The organism is Streptomyces sp. NPDC050164, assembly GCF_044459945.1.
GTDB classification, from domain to species: Bacteria; Actinomycetota; Actinomycetes; order Streptomycetales; family Streptomycetaceae; genus Streptomyces; species Streptomyces coeruleorubidus_A.
The window spans coordinates 69,913-92,021 of record NZ_JBITJK010000005.1 but is presented as its reverse complement, the minus strand read 5'-3'; the positions used below and the strand labels follow the sequence as shown (position 1 = coordinate 92,021).

Sequence of the window (22,109 nt, the reverse complement as noted above, 5' to 3'; positions counted from 1 at the left end):
GAACTTCAGGTGTCCGGAAGGCGAACCGGCGTGCTCACGGGCGTCCACATACCGCCCGTGAGCAGGCCGTTTACCCGTTTCTTAAACTTTCGTCAGAATCGGCCGGCTCCGCGGTACAGCTCCAGTTCCGCTTCCAGTTCGACGGCCAGCACCGTGGCGTGCGGGTCGAGGTCCGGCGCGGCGGGAGGCTCGATCCACAGGACGCCCGGTGTCTCGTGGAGACCGCCGGTGACGCGGTGGGCCAGTTCGGTGCCGCTGCCGAGCACCGAGACCCTGCGGACGTTTCCGAGGAGGCCGCGCACGTTGATCTCGGCGCGTGGGGCGTCGAAGAGGATCAGGTAGAGGGTGCGGAGGTCCTTGGAGAGGGTGCTCGGGCCGTAGTGGTGGCCCGGCGGGAGTCCTCGTCCGGTGCCGTACACCGCCTCCGCGTGCCTGGCGATCCAGTCGCCGAGCCCTTCCAGCCGCTCCGCCTGCTCGGCCGGGATCGTGCCGTCCTCCCGCGGGCCGACGCTGAGCAGCAGGTTGCCTCCGCCGCCGATGGTCTCGGTGAAGTAGCGGATCAGCTGGTCGACCGACTTGTGGTTGTGGTCGTGGTGCTGGTGGCCCCAGGAGTCGTTGATCGTCAGGCACAACTCCCAGGGGCCCTCGGGCGGGACGACCGGGGCGCCCTGTTCCGGTGTCGCGTAGTCGCCCTCGCCGAGCATGCGGGCGTTGAACACGACGTCCGGTACCTCGGAGCGGATGAGCGCGGCGAGTTCGGGGATGCGCCACTGCTCTTCGCTGCGGTCCCACTCGCCGTCGAACCACAGCAGGTCCGGCTTGTAGCGGGAGGTCAGTTCGCGGATCTGGCCGTCCCGGTAGGCGAGGAACCTCTCCCAGGCCTGAAGGTCCTCGTCCTCGGCGGCGACCTCCGAGTAGCGGTTGTCCTCCAGTTCCGGTGGGCGGCCCGGCTTGCGGGTGGAGGCGTAGTCGGGGTGGCTCCAGTCCGAGTGCGAGTAGTAGAGCCCGACCTTGAGGCCCTGCTCGCGCAGGGCGTCGGCGTAGCCGGCGATCAGGTCGCGGCCCACGTTCAGGTCGCCGTACGCCGTGTCCCACAGGGCGACGCCGTCGTGGTGGCGGCTGGTCAGCACGGCGTACTTCGCGCCGGCCCGCGCGAAGAGCTTCGCCCAGTCGCGCGGGTCGTAGCGGGAGGCCGTGAAGCGGTCGAGCTGGGACATGTATTGGTCGTAGGGGACGATGCCGTCGTAGAACGACCAGGACTCCTGGACGCCGTCGACGGCGTAGATGCCCCAGTGGATGAAGATCCCCAGCTTGGCGTCGTTGAACCAGGGTTGCATGGCCATGGGTCAGCCCCTGCGCAGACGCAATGTCAGGATCTGGAAGGGCCGCAGTGCGACGGGGACTCCGCCGTCGCCGTCCACGCGCGCCTGATGAAGTGGTCGCTCCAGCAGGTCGGTGATCTGGGCGCCGGCGAGCGGGAAGCCGGTGCGCAGGACGCCGTGGGCCCGGCCGCCGCGGGACTCGTAGAGCCGTACGACGACATCGCCTGAGGCGTCGTCGGCGAGCTTGACCGCCTCCACGGTGACGCCCTCGCCCTCGGTGGAGACGACCGGTGCGGGGGCGCCTGCCGCGTCGGCCACCCGGAGCGGAAGGTTGAGGGCGTAGCCCTCGGCGACGGCGTCCTCGATGCTCGCGCCGGGCAGCAGCGCGTAGGTGAAGCGGTGGCGGCCCTGGTCGGCCTCGGGGTCCGGGATGCGCGGGGCGCGGACCAGGCTGAGGCGGACGGTGGTCGTGGTGCCGCCGTCCTCGCGCACCGTGCGGGAGACGTCGTGGCCGTACGTCGAGTCGTTGATGACCGCGACGCCGTAGCCGGGTTCGCCGATGTGCACCCAGCGGTGGCCGGAGACCTCGAAGCGGGCCGCCTCCCAGCTGGTGTTGGTGTGGGTGGGGCGCTGGATGTGGCCGAACTGGATCTCGGCGGAGGAGTGCGGGGCCCGGATGTCGACCGGGAAGGCCGCCTTGAGGATCTTCTCGGTCTCGTGCCAGTCGATGTCCGTCTCGATGTCGATACGGGGGCTGCCGGCGCGGACGGTGATCGTCTGGGTGATCGTCGAGCCCTTGCCGAAGGCCCGCTCGACGCGGATCGCGCCGACCAGCCGGTCCTGCTCGACGACCGTGACGGACGAGGCGTCGAGGAGGTCGGTGTAGCGGTTCTTGTAGTGCTTGTCGATGTCCCAGGCGTCCCAGTAGTTGGGCAGGTCGGTGTGCAGGCGGAGCAGGTTGCCCTGGTCGGCCAGGACCTCGCGGTTCGCGCGCAGGTCGCGGACGGACGACAGGGTGCCGTCCTCGGCCACCTCCACCCGGACCAGCCCGTTGTCGAGCACCCGGCCGCTCACCGTCACCGGCTGCGGGGGCTCGGCGTCGGCGAGAGGCGCGGAGCCGCTCGCGGGCACCTCCACGTACACCGGTGCGCCGTCGGCGGTGCGGACCACCTCGGCGCGGTCGTAGGGGCTTGTGTTGAAGACGCGCGTCCCGTCGGCGCCGAGCGCGGCCACCGCCTCGGCGGTCAGTGCCTGGAGCTCGCGGGCGACGCGGGCGTACTCGGCCTCGGCCTCCCGGTGCACCCAGGCGATGGAGGAGCCGGGCAGGATGTCGTGGAACTGGTGCAGCAGCACCGTCTTCCAGAGCCGGTCCAGCTTCTCGTGCGGGTACGTGTAGCCCGGCGCGTGCAGCGCGGCCGTGGTCGCCCACAGCTCGGCCTCGCGCAGGAGGTGCTCGGAGCGGCGGTTGCCCTGCTTGGTGCGGGCCTGGGAGGTGTAGGTGGCGCGGTGCAGCTCCAGGTAGAGCTCGCCGACCCAGACGGGCGCGTCCGGGTACTCCTCGCGGGCCTTGGCGAAGAACTCGTCGGGGTGTTCGACGACGACCTTCGCGGAGCCCTCCAGGTCCGCCAGCCGGCGGGCGCGTTCCATGATCTCGCGGGTGGGGCCGCCACCGCCGTCGCCCCAGCCGAAGGGGGCCAGGGAGCGGCTGGCGCCGCCCTTCTCCTGGTAGTTGCGGACCGCGCGGGACATCTCCGCGCCGCTGAAGCGGGCGTTGTAGGTGTCGACCGGCGGGAAGTGGGTGAAGATGCGGGTGCCGTCGATGCCCTCCCACCAGAAGGTGTGGTGCGGGAACCTGTTGGTCTGGTTCCAGGAGATCTTCTGGGTGAGGAACCACTCGTTGCCGGCGAGCTTGGCGAGCTGCGGGTAGGCCGCGTTGTAGCCGAAGGAGTCCGGCAGCCACACGCCCTTGGTCTCGATGCCGAAGTTCTCGATGAAGAACCGCTTGCCGTGGATGAACTGGCGGGCGACGGCCTCGCCGCCGGGCAGGTTGCCGTCGGCCTCGACCCACATGCCGCCGACCGGCGCCCACTGGCCCTTCTTGACCGACTCCTGGATGCGGGCCCAGACCTTGGGGTAGTTGTCGCGCACCCACTCGTACTGCTGGGCCTGGGAGCAGGCGAAGATGAAGTCGTCGTACTCGTCGGCCAGGGACGTGACGTTCGAGAACGTGCGGGACGTCTTGCGCTTGGTCTCCCGGATCGGCCAGAGCCAGGCCGAGTCGATGTGGGCGTGGCCGACGCCGGAGATCGTGTGCGCGCTGGCGTGCGCGGGGCGGGAGAGGACGGGCTTGAGGGCCTCGCGGACGGCGGGCGCGGAGCCGGAGACGTCGTCCAGGTCCAGCAGGTCCATCGCCCGGTCGAGCGCGTGCGCGATCTCGTGCCGGCGCGGGTCGTGCTCGCCGAGCTCCAGCATCAGCTCGCGCAGCACCTGGACGTCGAGGTCGAGGTGCCAGACCTCCTCGTCGAGGATGGCGATGTCCGCGCTGCGGAAGGTGTAGAGCGGTTTGTCGCCCGCGGTCAGCTTGTCGCCGAGGGGCGTGACCTTGGAGAAGTTGTCCGCGAGGATGTCCGGGTTGGAGGCGGCCTCGACCAGGTAGTCGATCGTCTCGCCGCCGGTCGCCGGGTTGGCGATGGGGACGTATTGGTTGAGCGGGTTCACGGCCTTGAGCGGGGTGCCGTCCGTGAGGTGGACGAGGGCCTCGGCCTGGTTGCCGGGCCAGTCGCCCACGAAGCCGAGGTCGATGACGGCCTCGACGCGGCGGCCCGCCCACTCCTTGGGCACCTGTCCGCGCATACGGAACCAGGTGGTGCCCCAGGGCGGGCCCCAGGGGGTGCCCATCGCGAACGGCTCGTAGGACGCGGCGGCCGCCTCCTCGAAGGGCACCGGCTCCCCCGGAGCCTGCCACGCCTCCACCTCGAAGGGGACGGTGGCCGCGTGGATCGCGGTCTTGATGCGCTGGTCGTGGAGGCGCTGCACGCGCTCTTCGATCCGGCGGCTTTCGTCATGCATGGGACAGGTCTCCTGAGGCTCTACTTGAGGTAGGCGAGGCCGGGGTGGACGGCGGTGTACCCGTCGACGAGGCGCCGGGCCACGTTGACGGAGTCGACGAGCGGGTGCAGGGCAAAGGCTTTCACAGCGGTCGTGCGGGAGCCGGAGTCGGCGGCGGCCAGCACCTCGCGCTCGACCGCCTTGACCGCGCAGACCAGTCCGGTGGCGTGGCCGGGCAGCGGGTCGACGGTGACGGGGTGGGCGCCGTTGGCGTCGACAAGGCAGGGAACCTCGATGACGGCGTCCGTGTCCAGGACCGACAGGGTGCGCTGGTTGCGGACGTTCAGGATCAGGGTCGTGCGCTCGTCCCTGGCGATGGCCCGCATCAGTGCGAGGGCCACCTTCTCGTAGCCGCCGGACAGGTCGTCCTCGTCGCGTTCGCCGGCACCGGCACTCTCGCGGTTCTCGGCCATGTAGGTGGCCTCACGCTCGGCGCGGGTCTGGTCCCAGACCTTCCACGCGGGGGCGTCCGGGTTGCTCATCTCCGCGTAGAAACGGGCCTGCTGCTCGTGCAGGAAGGCACCACGCGTCTTCTCGGCCTGCTGGTAGGCCCGTACGGCTTCCCGGTTGAAGTAGTAGTAGTGCAGATACTCGTTCGGGATCGCGCCCAGGGACCGGAGCCAGTCGACGCCGAAGAGCTTGCCCTCCTCGAAGGAGCCGAGCAGGTCGGGGTCGGCGAGCAGTCGCGGCAGCTCGTCGCGGCCGGCGACGCGCAGGCCGCGCACCCAGCCGAGGTGGTTGAGGCCGACGTAGTCGATCCAGGCCTCCTTGGGGTTCGCGCCCAGCACCCGGGCGATGCGGCGGCCGAGGCCGACCGGCGAGTCGCAGATGCCGATGACGCGGTCGCCGAGGCGGCGGGACATGGCCTCGGTGACCAGGCCGGCCGGGTTGGTGAAGTTGATGACCCAGGCGTCCGGCGCCAGGCGGGCGACCCGCCGGGCGATGTCGACGGCGACCGGGACGGTGCGCAGGCCGTAGGCGATGCCGCCCGCGCCGACCGTCTCCTGGCCGAGGACGCCCTCGGCCAGGGCCACGCGCTCGTCGTTCGCCCGGCCCTCCAGACCGCCGACGCGGATCGCGGAGAACACGAAGTCGGCGCCGCGCAGGGCCTCGTCCAGATCGGTGGTGGCGGTCACCTCGGGCGCGTCGGGGACACCGGCCGCCTGCTCGGCGAGCACGCGCGTCACCGCGGACAGTCTCGCGGAGTCCAGATCGTGCAGGACGACGTGCGTCACCCGGCCCTCGGCGTGATCCTGCAGGAGCGCCCCGTACACCAGTGGCACGCGGAATCCTCCGCCGCCCAGAATCGTCAGCTTCACGCCTGCACCTTTCCCGCCACGACGACCTCGACGCCTGCCTCCTGCAAGGAGGCCCGCGTCACCGTGTCGACCGGCTCGTTCGTCACCACCACGTCCAGGTTCTCGGGATCGCAGACCTTCGCCATCCCGTGCCCCGGGAACTTCGCCGCGTCGGCCAGCAGCACGACCTTCTCGCCGGCCTTGATCATGGCGCGCTTGACCGGCACCTCCACGACCGTCGTGTCCATGACCTGTCCGCCGGGCCGCACGCCGCTGGTGCCGAGGAAGAGCCAGTCGGCGTGCAGCTGGCGCAGGTTGTCCTCGGTGAGGAAGCCGACCAGGGAGCGGTACTCGCGGCGGACCATGCCGCCGAGCAGGACCAGCTCTATGCCCTCGTCGTCGGCGAGTTCCTCGTAGACCACCAGGTTGCTGGTGATCACGGTGAGCCGGCGGCCGTGCAGCTGCCGGGCCAGGCGGTAGGCCGTCGTGCCGATGTCGAGCAGCACCGACTGGCCGTCCCTGACCATCGCCGCCGCGCGCTCGGCTATGGCGTCCTTCTCGGCCACGCGCACCTCGGCGACCTCGGCGAAGGGCTGGTCGCCCTCCTCGACCACGGCGCCGCCGTGGACGCGCGTGAGCAGCCCGTCTTCTTCCAGTTTGACCAGGTCACGCCTGATTGTGGCGGGGCTCACGCCCAGCTGCTCGGAGAGGTCGGTCACAGCCGCGGGGCCACCGGCGCGCAGGGCCCGCAGGATGAGTTGGTGTCGTCGTTCTGCCAGCACGCCGTGCACATTACTCGTCATCTCCAATCATCGCCATGCTCATTTCTGCTCGGGTATTGACCAATCTCTCCGATCAGCGCACGATTCCGCTCACGGAAATGAAGAGTTTTGACGATCTCCGTCGAAGCTTCGAGCGAGAGGACGCCTCCGTGGACGACGACCGGCCCGATGTGCTGCTGACCGGGCTGCTCTTCTACGACCTCGTCCTCACAGGGCTCGGGAAGCCCCCGACCCCGGGCGAGGAGATCTGGACGACGGGCATGGGCTGCGGCCCGGGCGGCATCGCCAACCTGGCGGTGGCCGCCGCCCGCTTCGGCCTCAGGACCTCCCTGGCCACGGTGTTCGGCGACGACTTCTACGGCGAGTACTGCCGGGACGTCCTGTGCGACCAGGAGGGTGTCGACCTCTCGCTCTCCCGTACGGCGGACGACTGGCCGAACCCGGTCACCGTCTCCGTCGCCTACGGCCACGACCGGGCCCTGCTCACCCACGGCCAGGAGCCGCCGTTCTCGCAGGACGTGCTGATGGGCGATCCGCCCGAGGCGCGTACCGCCCTGGTGCACATCGAGGCCGAGCCGCGCGAGTGGCTCGCCAAGGCCGCCGCGGGCGGCACCCAGGTCTACGCCGACGTCGGCTGGGACCCCGCCCAGGAGTGGTCGACGGCCCTCCTGGACCAGCTCGCCCTGTGCCACGCCTTCCTGCCGAACGAGACGGAGGCCATGGCCTACACCCGCACCGACAGTGCGGTGGCCGCGCTCGGCACGCTCTCCGAGCTGGTGCCGGTCGCGGTGGTCACCCGGGGCGGGGACGGCGCGGTGGCCGTCGACCAGACGACCGGCGAGTACGCCGAGGTGCCCGCCCTCGACGTCGAGGTGCTGGACGCGACGGGTGCCGGGGACGTCTTCGGCGCCGCGTTCGTCACCGCCTCGCTCGGCGGCTGGCCGCTCGTGGAGCGGCTGCGGTTCGCGGTGCTCGCCGCCGGGCTGTCCGTCGGCCACCACGGCGGGGCGCTGGCCGCACCCGGCTGGTACGGCGTGGACCGCTGGTGGCGCTCCCTGACCGACCCCGAACTGAAGCGGGCCTACGGCTTCCTGGCGGACCGGCTCCCGGCGAACCCGGGACCGCCCGTGCAATACGCCCCGGCCACCCCGCCGGCCCCTCACACGTCCGTCGGCCCACGGGCCTGGGAACGGCGGCACTGACTCTCCCACCCCTTGGCACGTCGAACAGGAACAACAGGAGTAACCCGTGGACCTTTCTCGTAGAGGCTTCCTCCAGGCAGCCGCGCTCACCGCGGCCGCCTCCGGTCTGACCGTCGCATGCGGCAACGGCTCAGGATCGGCCGGCAGCAAGAACGGCAAGAACCTCACCTTGTGGTACTGGGGAGGTGCGCTCAGCGACAAGGTGGTCGCCGAAGCCAAGACGCACTTCAGCGGCCGGGTCAAGCTGACCGCCGCATCCATCGGCGGCGACTTCAAGCAGAAGCTCACCACCACGCTCGCGGCGGGCAGCTCCGTGCCCGACATCACCGGCATCAAGGGCGAGGACATGGCGTCCTTCCTGCCCAACGCGGGCCGCTTCCTCGACCTGAACGACCTGGGCTTCAAGGAGATCTCGTCCAAGTACCTGGACTGGAAGACCAAGCTCGCCCAGACCGAGGACGGCAAGCAGATCGGTTTCCCGATCGACATCGGTCCCACCGCGCTCTTCTACCGCGCGGACCTGTTCGACAAGGCCGGGCTGCCCACCGACCCCGACGAGGTCGCCGCCCAGGCCGGGACCTGGGAGGAGTACTTCGCGCTCGGCACCGAGCTGCGGAAGAAGCTGCCCGGCACCTACCTGGTCAACAACATCAGCTCGGTGTTCAACATCGCGGTCGGCCAGGGCACCGAGCGGTTCATCGACAAGAACAACCGCTTCATCGGCGACCAGGACCACATCCGCACCGCGTGGACCACGGCGATCCGCCCCTACACCCTCGGCATCGACGCCAAGATCAACGACAACACCTGGAACGCCGCCATCGGCAAGAGCCTGACCACCGAACTCGGCGCGGCCTGGCACGCGCTGGACATCGAGCAGGCTGCCCCGGACACCAAGGGCAAGTGGCGGGTCTGCGCGACGCCCGGCGGACCGGCCAACCAGGGCGGCTCCTACCTGGCCCTGCCCAAGCAGTGCCGGAACCCCGAAGAGGCATTCAAGATCATCAGCTGGATCCTCAGCCCGGAGAACGACGCCCGCGGCTTCGCCGACGCCGCCATCTTCCCGGCCGCGCCGGCGGCGTACACCATGCCGGCCATGACGGGCGGCGACCCCTTCTTCGGCGGGCAGAAGGTCATCGAGGTGTTCGGCCCGGCCGCCAAGGCCATCCCGGCCAGCTACGAGGCACCCGCGGACGCCGCCGTCATGGCTCCCTACTTCACCGAGCTGACCAGCATCGAGGCCAAGGGCAAGAAGCCCGAGGACGCCTGGAAGGACGCGGTCAGCCAGGCCAGGCAGATCGCCCGGCGGCAGGGGGTGAAGTGAGGTGACGTCACCTCCGGTCACCGGTCCCGCCGCAGTGCCCCGGCACCGCGGCGGGCCGGGCCCGGCCCGCTTCCGCCCGCGGCGCACGCCGCCCGCGGGCACCGTGCGGCCAAGCCGTCGCGGGGTGCTGTCCCACTGGCGGCAGTACCTGGCGATCTCACCCTTCTTCGTGATCTTCGGCGTCTTCTCGTTCTTCCCGGTCTTCTACTCGCTGTACCTCGCCTTCCAGCGCTGGGACGGCATGGGCACCATGCAGTTCGTGGGTCTGGACCAGTTCCGGTTCCTGTGGTCGGACCCGGTCTTCTGGATGTCGATCCGCAACACCCTGGTGATCTGGGTCCTGTCCACCGTCCCCACGCTGTTCGGCGCCCTGGTGCTGGCGACGCTGCTGCATTCGGTGCGCCGCTTCAAGAGCTTCTACCGCATCGCCCTCTACATACCGAACGTCACCTCGATCGTCGCCGTGTCGATCTTCTTCGGCGCGGTGTTCAGCAACAACTTCGGCCTGGTCAACGCGATCCTGGGCACGGTCGGCATCTCACCCGTCCCGTGGCTGAGCAACCCGTGGCTGATCAAACTGGTCATCGCGCTGCTGATGACCTGGATGTGGACCGGCTACAACATGATCATCTACCTGGCGGGTCTCCAGGCCATCCCGACGCAGATCTACGAGGCCGCCAAGCTGGACGGCGCCGGACCCGTCCGTACGTTCTTCCAGATCACCATGCCGATCATGCGGCCCATCATCCTGTTCACCGTCATCATCTCGACCATCAACGGCCTGCAGAGCTTCAGCGAACCCCAGGTCCTGTTCGGCAGCAACGCCGCCAACCCGAACCTCGGCGGCCCGGGCCAGGCGGGCCTGACCACGCTGCTGTACTTCTACCAGTCGGCCTTCGTCAACAACGACTACGGCTACGGCGCGGCCATCGTGTGGGCCTTCTTCGTACTGATCATGGTGCTGGTCGTCGTCAACTGGCGTCTCGTCCAGCGCGGGAGGAAGTCATGACCGCAGCGGTCACGAGGCGGTCCCGGCGCCCCAGGGGCATGACCGCGCACATCGTTCTCGTCCTGGCCGTCCTGATCTCGGTCTTCCCGTTCGTGTGGACGATCGTCATGGCGACGAACACCACCCAGGACATCTACAAGAGCCCGCCGAAGCTGACCTTCGGTTCCCAGCTGCTGGAGAACGTCCGGCACGTGCTCGACACCATCGACTTCTTCGGGTCGATGCTGAACACGCTCGTCGTCGCGACCGTCACCACCGTCCTGGTCCTGTTCGTCGACTCCCTGGCGGCCTTCGCCTTCGCCAAGTTCGACTTCCCCGGACGCAAGGTGCTGTTCGCCATGCTGGTGGGGTTCATGATGCTGCCGCTCCAGCTGGCCGTCCTCCCGCAGTTCATCCTCATGTCCGACCTCGGCTGGGTCGGCACGCTCAAGGCGCTGATCCCGCCCGCCCTCGCCAACGCCTTCGGCATCTTCTGGCTGCGCCAGTACATCGAGAACGGCGTGCCGGACGAACTCCTCGACGCAGCGCGCATCGACGGCGCGGGCTTCTTCCGCCAGTACTGGAACATCGTGCTGCCGATGATCAAACCCGCGCTGTCGTTCCTCGCCATCTACGCCTTCGTCGGTGCCTGGAACGACTACATCTGGCCGCTCGTCGTGCTCACCGACCCCGGCCACCTCACCCTCCAGGTGGCGCTCGCCCAGCTCCATGTGGGCCACACCACCGACTACAGCATGGTGATGGCCGGTGTGCTCATGGCGTCCGTCCCGCTGGTCGTGGTCTTCACGATCTTCGCCCGCGGCTTCATCGCGGGAGCCACCGAGGGAGCGGTGCAGGGAAGCTGACGCGCCCCCTTGGGGGGGCGCCCCCAAGGGGCGCGGGGAACTGCGCGATCAGCCACAGCGTCCCGGCAGCCGACAACGGACAAGCCGCCCCGAGCTCGTGGTGATCGGGCCAGTGCAGCACACACGAGCGACGAGGGAGGAGTGACGGACATCGACGCCGACAGCAGCGCACGCGCCAAGGTGCTCGTCGTAGGCATGGACGGGCTGCGCTACGACCGAGTGACCCGCTCGCCGTCCAACGCACCCGTGCTGCACGGCCTGATGGCCGCGGGCGCCCACGGCACCAGCATGCTGCCCTACGGCCGGGCCGAGGACGGGCCGTCGGCCGGCACGGCCTACACGGACTCCGGACCCGGCTGGTCGAGCGTGCTGACCGGGGTGTGGCCCGACCGTCACGGGGTGACCGACAACGACTTCCTCGGCGCCGACTACGCCCGCTACCCCGACTTCCTCAGCCGCGCCGCCACCGCCCGGCCCGGTCTGCGCACGGCGGCGGTGGTGTCCTGGCCGGAACTGGTCGTCCGGGGCGTCCTCGGCACCGCCGTCGGCCGGCGGGTGCGCTACGACGGCGAGTCCGACGGCTACGAAACCGCGGACCGCCTCGTCGCCGACACCGCCGCCCGCCGGCTCACCGAGGACGCCCCGGACGCCCTGTTCGTGTACTTCGGCGCCACCGACGAGGCCGGCCACGCCACGGGCCCCCTCTCCCCCGCCTACGACCGGGCCCTGCTCACCCAGGACGCCCACCTCGGGCGGCTCCTGGAGGCGATCGACGCGCGGCGCGCCTACGAGCACTGGACCGTGCTGGTCACCACGGACCACGGTCACCTCGACACCGGCGGCCACGGCGGCGACACACGTGCCGAACGGGAGGTCTTCGTCATCCTCGCCGAGCCCGGCGGGCCCGCCGGCACCAGGCTCGACACGCCCCGTCTCATCGACATCGCCCCCACCGTCCTCGACCGTCTCGGCATCCCCGTCGACCCCCTCTGGGACCTGCAAGGGCGCGTCCTGCCCCGGCGCACCGCACCGACTTCGGAATGGTCATGACCGACGCACACCCCGACCCCCTGATCGCCCTGCGCCCCTGGGAGGCACCCGAGGTGACCTCCTGGGGGCGGCTGCCGATGAACGCCGTCGACCGGCGGGCCGGGGCCGTCTGTCTGGACGGCGACTGGCGCTTCCAGCTGCTGCCCGCCCCGGACGCCCCGCTCGGGGAGGTCTGGTCGTCGTCGTACGTGCCCGGCGTGTGGACCATGCAGGGCACGTACGATCTCCCGCGGTACCTCAATGTCCGCATGCCGTTCGACGAGTTCCCGCCGGACGTGCCCGCCGCCAATCCGACGGGCGTGTACGAGCGTGCGGTGGACATGCCGGCCGAGTGGGCCGGGCGGCGGATCGTGCTCCAGGTCGGGGCGGCGGAGAGCGTGCTGCTGGTGCACGTGGACGGGCGGCCGGTCGGACTCTCCAAGGACTCCCACCTGGCCGCCGAGTTCGATCTGACGGGCGTGGTGCGCCCCGGGGAGCGGGCCACCCTGCGCCTGACCGTCGTGAAGTGGTCGGACGCCGTGCACATCGAGGACCAGGACCAGTGGTGGCACGGCGGTATCACCCGCTCGGTGCTGCTGTACGCGAGGGACCCGCTGTATCTCGCGGACGTGACCGTGCGGGCCCGGCGGGACGGTGACCTGCGCGTGGACTGCCTCGTGCGGGACTCCGGCGGGGCCCTGCCCGAGGGCTGGTACGTCAGCGGGGAGCTGGACGGGCAGCTGCTCACGCAGGACACGGAGTTCGACCGGGCGTGCGCCGAGGACGAGCGCGTCTCCGGCTTCCTCGGCGAGGCCCGGCTGCGGGCCGCCGTGCCGGACGTGCGCACCTGGAACGCCGAGACGCCCGAGCTGTACGGCCTGACCGTCCGCCTCCACCGCGCCGACGGCACCGTCGCCGACACCTCGCGCCACCGGATCGGCTTCCGTGACGTCGAGATCACCGGCCGGGACCTGCTGGTCAACGGCGAGCGCGTGTTCATCCGGGGCGTCAACCGGCATGACTTCCATCCGCTGACGGGCCGGACGGTGTCGTACGACGACATGCGCGCCGACCTCGTCCTGCTGAAGCGGTTCGGCTTCAACGCGATCCGCACCGCGCACTACCCGAACGACCCGGCCCTGTACGACCTGGCCGACGAGCTCGGCTTCTACGTCGTCGACGAGGCCGACATCGAGTCCCACGACCACGCGCACGAGATCGCCGACGACCCGCGCTATCTGGGCGCCTTCGTCGACCGGGTCGCGCGGATGGTGCTCCGGGACAAGAACCACCCGTCCGTCATCATCTGGTCGCTGGGCAACGAGTCCGACTACGGCGCCAATCACGACGCGGCGGCGGGCTGGGTACGCCGGCACGACCCGACCCGGCCGGTGCAGTACGAGGGCGCGGCCAAGCGCGGCTGGGCCGATCCGGACCTGGCCTCCGACATCGCCTGCCCGATGTACGCGCCGCTGCAGGAGTGCCTCGCGCACGCCATGTCCGGGCGGCAGACCAAGCCGCTCATCCAGTGCGAGTACTCGCACGCCATGGGCAACAGCAACGGCACGCTCGCGGACCATTGGGCGGCCATCGAGGCCACCCCGGGTCTTCAGGGCGGGTTCATCTGGGAGTTCTGGGACCACGGCATCCTCCAGCGTGTGAACGACGGCAGACCGGCCGGGCGTGGGGGCGCCGGGCTCTACGACAACGGCGTCGCCGCGCCCGGGCATCGCTGGGCGTACGGCGGCGACTTCGGGGAGACGGTCCACGACGGCGCCTTCATCGCCGACGGTGTCGTCTTCCCCGACCGCACCCCCAAGCCCGTGATGTTCGAGCACCGGGAGATCGCCGCGCCGGTGCGCATCGAGCGCTTCCGGCACGAGGGCGTCGTGCTGAGCAACCACCAGCACTTCCGCGGCCTGGACTGGCTGTCCGGCGAGTGGGAGCTGGCCCTCGCCGACGGCGGCACCCTGACCGCCCCCGCCGAGCTGCCCGGTCTGCGGCCGGGCGAGACGGCCGCCGTACCGCTGCCGTTCGAGCTGCCGGAGGACGGCGGCGAGGCGTGGCTGACGCTGCGGGTCACGACGGCCGGGGACGAGCCGTGGGCGCCGCGCGGCACGGTGGTGTGCATGCCGCAGGTACGGCTGCGGCATGCTCCCTCGGTGCGGCACGCCCCCGTCACGCACCGCCCCGTGGAGGTCGACGAGGACGGGCTGCTGGTCCATCCGCTGCTGACGGCCGGGCCGACGCTGTCGCTGTGGCGGGCGCCCACCGACAACGACGAACTGGGCGGCATGGCGGCCCGCTGGCGGGACTGGGGGCTCGACGCGCCCACCCGTAAGGTCGTCGCCGTACGGCGTGACCGGGGCCGGGTGGCGGTGGTCTGCGACTACCTCTGCCGGGGCGGGACCGTCCGGCACGAGCAGGTGTTCACGGCGGTCGAGGGCGGGCTGCTGGTGGAGGAGTGCGCCGAGCTGCCCGAGGCGCTGGACGACGTGGCCCGGGTGGGGTCGGTCTTCGAGACGGCCGCCGGGCTGAACCTGCTGGAGTGGTTCGGGCGGGGCCCCTGGGAGTCGTATCCGGACCGGTGCGCGGGCGCGCCCGTCGGCCACCACGCGCTGCCGGTGGACGAGTTGTTCGCCCCGTATCTGCGGCCGCAGGAGAGCGGCGGGCGGCACGGCGTACGGCGGTTCACGCTGTCCGCGCCGGACGCCACCGGACTCGCGGTGCGGCTGGACCGGCCCCGCCAGGTCTGCGTGACCCGCCATCGCGCGACCGACCTCGCCTCGGCCGCGCATCACGACGAACTGGTGCCGCGGGCCGGGTGCGTGGTGCACGTCGACGCGGCGCACCGCGGGCTGGGCACGGCCTCCTGCGGGCCCGACACCTTCGCCGCCTACCTCGTCGCGGCCGGTGTCCATCGCTGGAGCTGGACGCTGCGCGTTCTCTGAGTTCTCCCCTCTTTCACCCCATGGAGCACCCGTGTGCACTTCGCATGACCACGACCTGGGCGAGGCTCCCCAGGCCGGTGCCGGAAGACGCGGTTTCCTGCGCGCGACCGCGCTGCTCGGCGCGACCGCCACGGCGGTGGCCGCGCTGCCGGCCGTCACCGCCGCGGCGGCACCGGCGAGCCCGCGCCCCGACCCGCGCAGCCGCCGCTTCACCGTCGCCGTGATGCCGGACACGCAGTACCTCTTCGACGGGCCGAGCATCGACAAAGCGCCGGTCGAGGCGTCGCTGCGCTATCTGCTGGAGCACGGCAGTCAGGAGAACATCGTCTTCCTGTCCCACCTCGGGGACCTCACGCAGAACGGCGCGATGGAGGAGTTCGCCGCGATCGGCGAGGCGTTCTCGCTGCTGGACCGGCGGGGCGTCGGCTACAGCGTCCTGGCCGGCAACCACGACGTGCAGTCGTCGACGACCGACCAGCGCGGTGCGACGCCGTATCTGGACGCCTTCGGGCCGCAGCGGTTCAAGGGGAAGCCGGCGTTCGGCGGTGCCTCCCCGGACGGCTACAACACCTTCCACCTGTTCACCGGGGGCAGCCGGGAGTGGATGGTGCTCGCGCTGGACTGGCGGCTGTCGCCGCAGGGCTACGCATGGGCGAAGGAGGTCATGGCACGGCATCCGAAGACGCCCGTCATCCTCACCACCCATGAACTGGTCGCCGAGCAGGACTCCCTGTCGGCGTACGGGCAGCAGTTGTGGGACCGGCTGATCGAGGACCACGACCAGATCTTCCTCACCCTCAACGGGCACTACTGGCCCGCCGCCCGCGCGACGCGGAAGAACGCGGCCGGGCACGACGTCCACCTGCATCTGACGAACTACCAGAACCGCTACTTCGGCGGCGCGGCGATGATCCGCCTCTACCGGTTCGACCTGGACCGCAACGTCATCGACGTGGAGACGGTCTCCCCGTGGATCCTGGGCCGGGCGAAGAAGGGGCTCAACGAGCTGGAGCGTCAGGAGATGGAGCTGAGCGGCGACGCCGACCGGTTCTCCGTCGAGATCGACTTCCAGGAGCGCTTCTCCGGCTTCGCGCCGGTGCCCGCCCGGCCGGCGCGGCCCGCCGCGAAGATGCTGGTGCCGGGCACGGTGGCGTACTGGCGATTCGAGAAGCCCGTCGACGGCACGGCCGGAACGGTCCGGGACCTGTCCGGGCGCGGCAACGACCTCTCGCTCGTCACGGTGGGCGGCGGCGCGCTGGGCTGGTCGGCGGACCACCACCCCGACCAGCCGGGCCACGGCAGCCTGGAGTTCCAGGGCTTCAAGTCCCCGCTGAAGGGCGCCTGTCTGCGCACGGTCGACGGGGCCCCGCTCAACTCGGCCACCTTCGAGGACGGTTACACCATCGAGGCGTTCTACCGGCTGCCCGCCGACTGGGACCCGGACCACAACGCCTGGTCGGGTCTGGTCGGGCGCACGGGCACGGGCGGAGCCGCCGGGAAGACCGCCGACGACCCCGACGAGCCGCTGGCGACGCTGTCCCTGTCCAACGACCGTGAACCGCAGTGGGCGATGCGCCCGCTCAACCAGCAGGGCATCGCCACCAACTGGGGCCAGGAGACCCCGCTGGAGACCTGGTGGCACCTCGCGGTCGTCAACGACGGCGGACACACCACGATGTACGTCGAGGGCTGCCCGGTCCTGCGCAACCCCAGGGCGTCCTCCGTCGGCATCACCTCCGTCGGCCTGCCGTGGCTGCTCGGCGGCTACGAGTACGGCGGAAAGATCGACCAGATCTTCCGCGGCCGGCTCGGCGACGTCCGGATCGTCGCCCGGGCGCTGCCCGTCACCTCCTTCATGAACCACTGACCTCCCAGGGAACCTTCATGACCGAGCAGCAGCTGCCCGCCTGGGCCGACCCGTCCGTCTCCCCCGCCGCCCTCGATCCCCAGGGCGTCTCCCGCCGCGGGCTCCTGCGCCGCGCGGGTCTGTTCGGCGCCGCGTTCGCCCTGGGCCCGGCGGCCCCGGCCCTGGCCGCCGACCGCGACAGCAGCCGGCTGGGCGGCGAGGACCCCCGCCTCGCCTACCTCGTCGGCGACCACCACATCCACACCGTCTACAGCCACGACGCCAAGTACACGTTCTCCCAACTGGCCGCCGCGGGCGCGAAGTACGGCCTGGACTGGATGGTGTTCACCGAGCACTCCAACTTCGGGCACGCCGACTTCGGGGCCGCGCTGGAGCACCGGGAGATCCTGAAGGCGCGTGCCGAGAACCCGCGTCAGCTGATCTTCCAGGGCCTGGAGTGGTACATCCCGGCGGCCGAGCACTGCACGGTGTTCACCGCGCCCGGCCCGCACGAGGTCGACCTGCTGACCCGGTTCGAGCGCGCCTACGACGGCAAGCTCCTCGGTTACGACAAGGGAGGCCCCGCCGACGCGGACACCGCCCGCAACGAGGCACATGCCGTCAAGGCCCTCAAGTGGCTGGCCGAGCAGCGAAGTTCGGGATACGTCGACGACGTGCTGGTCCTCGCCAACCACCCGATGCGCCTGGGCATCGACTCCCCGCACGAGATGCGCAACTGGCGGGACGCGGCGCCCGGGATCATGATCGGCATGGAGGGCGCGCCGGGCGCCCAGGGCGCCGCCATCCCCGGTTGGCGGGGCGCCGCGTCGATCCGCGGCGAGTACGAGAACAAGCCGTCCGCGCAGTCCTGGCCGGGCTACCCGGCGGACGCCTACCTGACCTACGGCGGATTCGACTGGGCGACCGCCACCGTCGGCGGTCTGTGGGACTCGATGCTCGCCGAGGGGCGGCTGCTCACGATCACCACCAACTCCGACGCCCACCGGATCGTCTTCGACACCTGGAAGAACGGCGACTGGCAGCCAGGCCAGACCTTCGACAGCACCGGGAAGCTGCCCGACCCGGTGAACACGGACACCCCGCAGCCGGGCAGCGACTTCTGGCCCGGCCAGTTCAGCCGTACTCATGTGGGCGTGACTCGGTACGGCTACCGCGCGGTCATGGCGGGCCTGCGCGCGGGCCGGGTCTGGCTCGACCACGGGCATCTGCTCGACGGGCTCGACGTCCGGCTGAAGCGGGACCGCGACCGGGGCCGGGGCGTGACGCTCGGCGGCCGGCTGCGGGTCCGCAAGGGCGAGAGGCTCACCCTGGACGTCACCGTGACGACCGCCTCGCGGCCCAACCCGCAGGGCATCCTGCCCGAGCTGGCACACGTGGACGTCATCCGCGGCGCGGTGCGCGGCCCGGTCGCCGACCGCGACACCTGGAAGGCCCCCGACACGCGCGTCGTCCGCTCGCAGGACGTCTCCGGCCGCACGGGCACCTACACCCTGCGCATCCCGCTGACCGCGGGCGAGGAGTCCTTCTACGTCCGGCTGCGCGGCAGCGACGGCAACCGGAACGGCACCGGCTACCTCGGCGCCTCGGTCGACCCGCACGGGCCCGTTCCGCACGCGCCCGGGGACGGTGACCCGTGGGCGGATACGTGGTTCTATTCGAACCCGGTATTCGTCGACGTGGAAGGTGCCTGACCTGATGAGACGTCAACTGCTCGCCGTCACCGCGTTATTGGGCGCCTGCACGCTGGGCGCCGGTACGGCCTCGGCCGCCGGTGCCCCGCAGTGGGCGCAGACCGGCACGGCGTACACCGACACCCTCGGCGGCGGGCAGGGCCTGGCCAGCCGCGCGGACGGCTCCCTGCTGTACCGCGGGCTGGCCTCCATCCCGCTGGACCTGCGGGTCAAGGGCTGGAACCACATAGGCGACCCGGACATCGCGCGCGGCCATGTCTTCGACGCCTACCAGGGCCCGGACACGGCCACCTCCAAGATGTTCGCGGTCACCACCCCGGCCGGAAAGCGCTACGAGTACGTCCACCCGCTGAACCCGGGCGAGAAGCTGAACAACTCCTTCGCCACCGTCTCGCCCGACGGCCAGTGGCTGGTGTCGGGCGAGTGGGGTGTGCAGAACCGGCTCCAGGTCTTCCCGGCGCCGCTGCTCAACCCCTCCACGCCGCCCACAGGTGGCAAGCTGAGGGAGGCCGGGCAGATCACCCTGGACAAGCCCGTGCGCGACATCCAGGGCTGCGACTTCGTCACCGACACCCGCCTGCTGTGCGCCTCGAACGACGCCTCGGGCACCCTGTTCCCGGAGGTCCGGCCGCTGCTCCAGGTCGACCTGCCCCGCGAGCCGGACGGGCAGCCGGTCACCGGCACGGTGCAGAGCCTGTTCGCGCTGCCGCAGCGCAGCGTGTGCACGGGCACCTTCGAGACGGAGGGCGTCGACTACGACCCGGACAGCGGCACCCTGCGGGCGCAGATGATCCCGCCGGGCGTGTGCGCCGTGACGACGGCCGTCCACGCGTACCAGCAGCTCACGGACTGATCGAGCGGAGGTACGGTGGGCCGCGTGACCGGTGAAGAGTCGCTGCGGCCCCAGTCCCTCATGCTGACGTTCCTGGGCGACCAGGTACTCGGGCGCGACGTGTGCGTGTACTCGGGCAGCGTCATCGACGTGTTCGCCCGCGCCGGGATCGGCGAGCAGGCCACCCGCTCGACGCTGACCCGGATGGTGGGCCGCGACCTGCTGCGCCGCCAGCGTGAGGGCCGCCGGATGTACTTCGGGCTGACCGAGCGCTCGGAAGCCGTGCTGCGCGACGGCGAGCGGCGCATCTGGCAGACCGGCGCCGTCAACCGGCACTGGGACGGCACCTGGACCCTGCTCGGCTTCTCCCTGCCCGAGTCCTGGCAGCGCCAACGCCACGACCTGCGCTCCCGGCTGACCTGGAGCGGCTTCGGTCCGCTGTTCAACGGCCTGTGGATCGCGCCGGGCGAGGTCGACGTGTCGGCGCTGGTCGCCGAGCTCGGCCTGTCCGCCCATGTGAAGGTCTTCCGCGCGCACGCCGACGCCGGAATGGACATCGGCCAGATGATCGAGGAGACCTGGGAGCTGTCCGACCTGGCCGGCCGCTACGAGGCGTTCGTACGGCGCTGGCAGTCGTGGGAGGAGGGGCTGCCGGACGCCGACGACGCTCTCGTGCTGCGGCTGCGGCTGGCGACCGAGTGGCTGCGGATCGTCCGGCGCGATCCGCGCCTGCCCGTCAAGCACCTGCCGGACGACTGGCCGGCGGAACAGGCCGAGAAGACGTTCCGGGCCGTGCACGAGCGGCTCTCACCTCTCGCGCGTGACGCCTCGGAACGCCTGCTCGACCTGGTGCCCGCGCGGCCTCAGGCGTAGAACCGCGACAGGCTCTGGAGCACCGCGGCCGGCTTGGTGCCGCCCTCGATCTCGATGGCGCCGTCGACCGTGATCTGCACACCGCCCGGCACCTCCTCGACCTCGGCGAGCTTCGCCGCCAGCCGGATGCGGGAGCCGACCTTCACGGGGGAGGGGAAACGCACCTTGTTGAGGCCGTAGTTGACCTTCGTCGTCACGCCCTGGACGTCCAGCAGCTCGGTGAACAGCGGGATGAAGAGGGAGAGCGTGAGGTAGCCGTGCGCGATGGGGGCGCCGAAGGGGCCCTCCTTGGCCTTCTCGGGGTCCACGTGGATCCACTGGTGGTCCCCGGTCGCGTCGGCGAAGGTGTCGATCCGCTCCTGCGTGACCTCGATCCACTCGCTGGTGCCGAGGTCGCTGCCCGCGAGCTTCTTCAGTTCGTCGAGGCCGTTGACGGTGATGCTCATGGAGCCGTCCTTCACTGGGAGTCGGTGCCGTAGCGCTTGCGCACACGGGATTTGAGGAGCTTCCCGGAGGCGGTGCGGGGCAGCTCGTCCGCCACCACGACCGACTTCGGGATCTTGTACTTGGCGAGGCGGCCGGCGAGCGACGCCAGCACCTCGTCGGGGTCGAGTGCGGCGCCCTCGCGGGGTACGACGACCGCGCGGGGCACCTCGCCCCACTTGTCGTCCGGGACGCCGATCACGGCGCACTCGACGATGTCCGGGTGGGCGAGGATCTGGTCCTCGATCTCGGCGGGGTAGATATTCTCGCCGCCGGAGATGATCATGTCCTTGATGCGGTCGACGATGTGGACGTAGCCGTCCTCGTCGACCTGGGCGGCGTCGCCGCTGCGGAACCAGCCGTCCGCGAAGGACGCGGCCGTCTCCTCGGGCAGCCCCCAGTAGCCGGGCATGACGTGCGGCCCGCGCACCACGACCTCGCCCACCTCGCCGACCTCGACCGGCGCGAGGTCGGGCCGTACGACGCGTACGTCGCTGAAGAAGTGCGGCACGCCCGCCGACCCCGCCTTGCCGACGGCGTGTTCGGCGTCCAGGAACAGAGTGCCGGGGGCGGCCTCGGTCATGCCGTAGCCCTGGAGGAAGGTCAGGCCGCGCCTCTGGTACGCCGCGATCAGCGGAGTGGGGACCGGGGAGCCGCCGCAGGTCAGGATGCGCAGCGACGACAGGTCCGCCGCCGGCCAGCGTGGGTGCCGGGCCACCTGGTCGAACATGGTGGGCACGCCGAACATGAAGGTGATCCGGTGCCGTTCGATCAGGTCGAAGGTGGCGTCCGGGTCGAAGGCCTCGACCAGGACGCAGGTGCCGCCCTTCAGCAGGACCGGCAGCGTCAGCATGTTCAGGCCTGCGGTGTGGAACAGCGGGGCGGAGACCAGGGCGCGTTCGTCGGCGACCAGGTCGTGGTCGACGAGGACGTTGATCGCGTTCCAGGTGAGGTTGCCGTGGGTGAGCATCGCGCCCTTGGGACGGCCGGTCGTGCCCGAGGTGTACATGATGATGCAGGTGTCGTCCGGGCTGACCGGCGTGTCGATGGGCTCCCGGGAGGCCGAGGCCAGCGCCTCCTCGTACTCGGCGCCCACCTCGACGTACGTACGGACGTCCGTGCTGCCCGGCAGTCCCGCGACCAGACCGGCGTGCGAGGGGCCGTAGACGAGGGCCTTGGCGCCGGAGTCGGCGAGCTGGTAGGCGATCTCCGGGCCGGCCAGCCGGATGTTGAGGGGGACGAAGACCGCGCCGAGCGTGCCGGCCGCGAACATCGTCTCCAGGTAGGAGGGGTGGTTCGGGCCGAGGTAGGCGACGCGGTCGCCGCGGCGGACGCCCCGCTCGCGCAGGGCGTGGGCGAGGCGGGTGGTGCGGTCGTACAGGCCGGCGTAGGTGCGGGTGGTGTCGCCGTGGATCAGGGCGGTGCGGTGCGGGGTCTTGCGGGCCCGGCGTGCGGGCCACGACCCCAGTCCCTCGTTGCGCATGTCACGCCCC

Annotated in this window: 16 protein-coding genes; 10 read left to right on the top strand and 6 right to left on the bottom strand. The window is 71.0% G+C overall.

Going from position 1 to position 22,109, the window contains the following annotated elements:
* Positions 1 to 92: 92 nt before the first annotated feature.
* From ACIBNA_RS10230 to ACIBNA_RS10215, 4 genes are read right to left on the bottom strand one after another with little or no spacing between them, the layout of a single operon-like run.
* On the bottom strand, positions 93 to 1,343 hold the full coding sequence (locus ACIBNA_RS10230; RefSeq protein WP_399164783.1) for an alpha-L-fucosidase: 1,251 nt from the start codon (positions 1,341 to 1,343) through the stop codon (positions 93 to 95).
* Between the two features lie 3 nt (positions 1,344 to 1,346).
* On the bottom strand, positions 1,347 to 4,391 hold the full coding sequence (locus tag ACIBNA_RS10225) for an alpha-mannosidase (protein WP_399164782.1): 3,045 nt from the start codon (positions 4,389 to 4,391) through the stop codon (positions 1,347 to 1,349).
* A 20-nt stretch (positions 4,392 to 4,411) separates the two neighbouring features.
* Positions 4,412 to 5,749, bottom strand: a complete 1,338-nt coding sequence (locus ACIBNA_RS10220; RefSeq protein WP_399164781.1) for a 6-phospho-beta-glucosidase — start codon at positions 5,747 to 5,749, stop codon at positions 4,412 to 4,414.
* On the bottom strand, positions 5,746 to 6,510 hold the full coding sequence (locus ACIBNA_RS10215) for a DeoR/GlpR family DNA-binding transcription regulator (RefSeq protein WP_399165025.1): 765 nt from the start codon (positions 6,508 to 6,510) through the stop codon (positions 5,746 to 5,748). The genes ACIBNA_RS10220 and ACIBNA_RS10215 overlap by 4 nt, the downstream gene beginning before the upstream one ends.
* A gap of 149 nt (positions 6,511 to 6,659) precedes the next feature.
* On the opposite strand from ACIBNA_RS10215, the gene ACIBNA_RS10210 reads away from it, so the two are divergent.
* The 10 genes from ACIBNA_RS10210 to ACIBNA_RS10165 all read left to right on the top strand — a co-directional run bounded on the left by ACIBNA_RS10210 (position 6,660) and on the right by ACIBNA_RS10165 (position 20,133).
* A complete protein-coding gene (locus tag ACIBNA_RS10210; protein ID WP_399164780.1) occupies positions 6,660 to 7,712 on the top strand; it encodes a carbohydrate kinase family protein in 1,053 nt (350 codons plus the stop codon).
* Positions 7,713 to 7,758: 46 nt separating this feature from the next.
* On the top strand, positions 7,759 to 9,036 hold the full coding sequence (locus ACIBNA_RS10205; protein ID WP_399164779.1) for an ABC transporter substrate-binding protein: 1,278 nt from the start codon (positions 7,759 to 7,761) through the stop codon (positions 9,034 to 9,036).
* A gap of 124 nt (positions 9,037 to 9,160) precedes the next feature.
* The gene (locus tag ACIBNA_RS10200; protein ID WP_399165024.1) at positions 9,161 to 10,045 is read left to right on the top strand and encodes a carbohydrate ABC transporter permease; all 885 of its coding nucleotides are present in this window, start codon (positions 9,161 to 9,163) and stop codon (positions 10,043 to 10,045) included.
* A complete protein-coding gene (locus ACIBNA_RS10195) occupies positions 10,042 to 10,890 on the top strand; it encodes a carbohydrate ABC transporter permease (protein WP_399164778.1) in 849 nt (282 codons plus the stop codon). Before ACIBNA_RS10200 ends, ACIBNA_RS10195 begins: the two co-directional genes overlap by 4 nt.
* A 141-nt stretch (positions 10,891 to 11,031) precedes the next feature.
* Complete coding sequence (locus ACIBNA_RS10190; protein ID WP_399164777.1) at positions 11,032 to 11,940, top strand: alkaline phosphatase family protein; 909 nt, start codon at positions 11,032 to 11,034, stop codon at positions 11,938 to 11,940.
* On the top strand, positions 11,937 to 14,870 hold the full coding sequence (locus ACIBNA_RS10185) for a glycoside hydrolase family 2 TIM barrel-domain containing protein (protein ID WP_399164776.1): 2,934 nt from the start codon (positions 11,937 to 11,939) through the stop codon (positions 14,868 to 14,870). Before ACIBNA_RS10190 ends, ACIBNA_RS10185 begins: the two co-directional genes overlap by 4 nt.
* A 31-nt stretch (positions 14,871 to 14,901) precedes the next feature.
* Positions 14,902 to 16,737, top strand: a complete 1,836-nt coding sequence (locus ACIBNA_RS10180; RefSeq protein WP_399164775.1) for a LamG-like jellyroll fold domain-containing protein — start codon at positions 14,902 to 14,904, stop codon at positions 16,735 to 16,737.
* Positions 16,738 to 16,754: 17 nt separating this feature from the next.
* A complete protein-coding gene (locus ACIBNA_RS10175) occupies positions 16,755 to 18,428 on the top strand; it encodes a PHP domain-containing protein (protein WP_399164774.1) in 1,674 nt (557 codons plus the stop codon).
* 4 nt (positions 18,429 to 18,432) lie between these two features.
* The gene (locus ACIBNA_RS10170; RefSeq protein ID WP_399164773.1) at positions 18,433 to 19,281 is read left to right on the top strand and encodes a hypothetical protein; all 849 of its coding nucleotides are present in this window, start codon (positions 18,433 to 18,435) and stop codon (positions 19,279 to 19,281) included.
* A gap of 24 nt (positions 19,282 to 19,305) precedes the next feature.
* Positions 19,306 to 20,133 carry a PaaX family transcriptional regulator C-terminal domain-containing protein gene (locus tag ACIBNA_RS10165; RefSeq protein ID WP_399164772.1) on the top strand — a complete coding sequence of 276 codons (828 nt, stop codon included), beginning with the start codon at positions 19,306 to 19,308 and terminating at the stop codon, positions 20,131 to 20,133.
* Here ACIBNA_RS10165 and ACIBNA_RS10160 read toward each other — a convergent pair.
* Complete coding sequence (locus ACIBNA_RS10160; RefSeq protein WP_399164771.1) at positions 20,124 to 20,579, bottom strand: MaoC family dehydratase; 456 nt, start codon at positions 20,577 to 20,579, stop codon at positions 20,124 to 20,126. The two genes, ACIBNA_RS10165 and ACIBNA_RS10160, sit on opposite strands and share 10 nt — an antisense overlap.
* Positions 20,580 to 20,590: 11 nt before the next feature.
* The gene (locus ACIBNA_RS10155) at positions 20,591 to 22,099 is read right to left on the bottom strand and encodes a long-chain fatty acid--CoA ligase (protein ID WP_399164770.1); all 1,509 of its coding nucleotides are present in this window, start codon (positions 22,097 to 22,099) and stop codon (positions 20,591 to 20,593) included.
* Between the last annotated feature and the right edge of the window lie 10 nt (positions 22,100 to 22,109).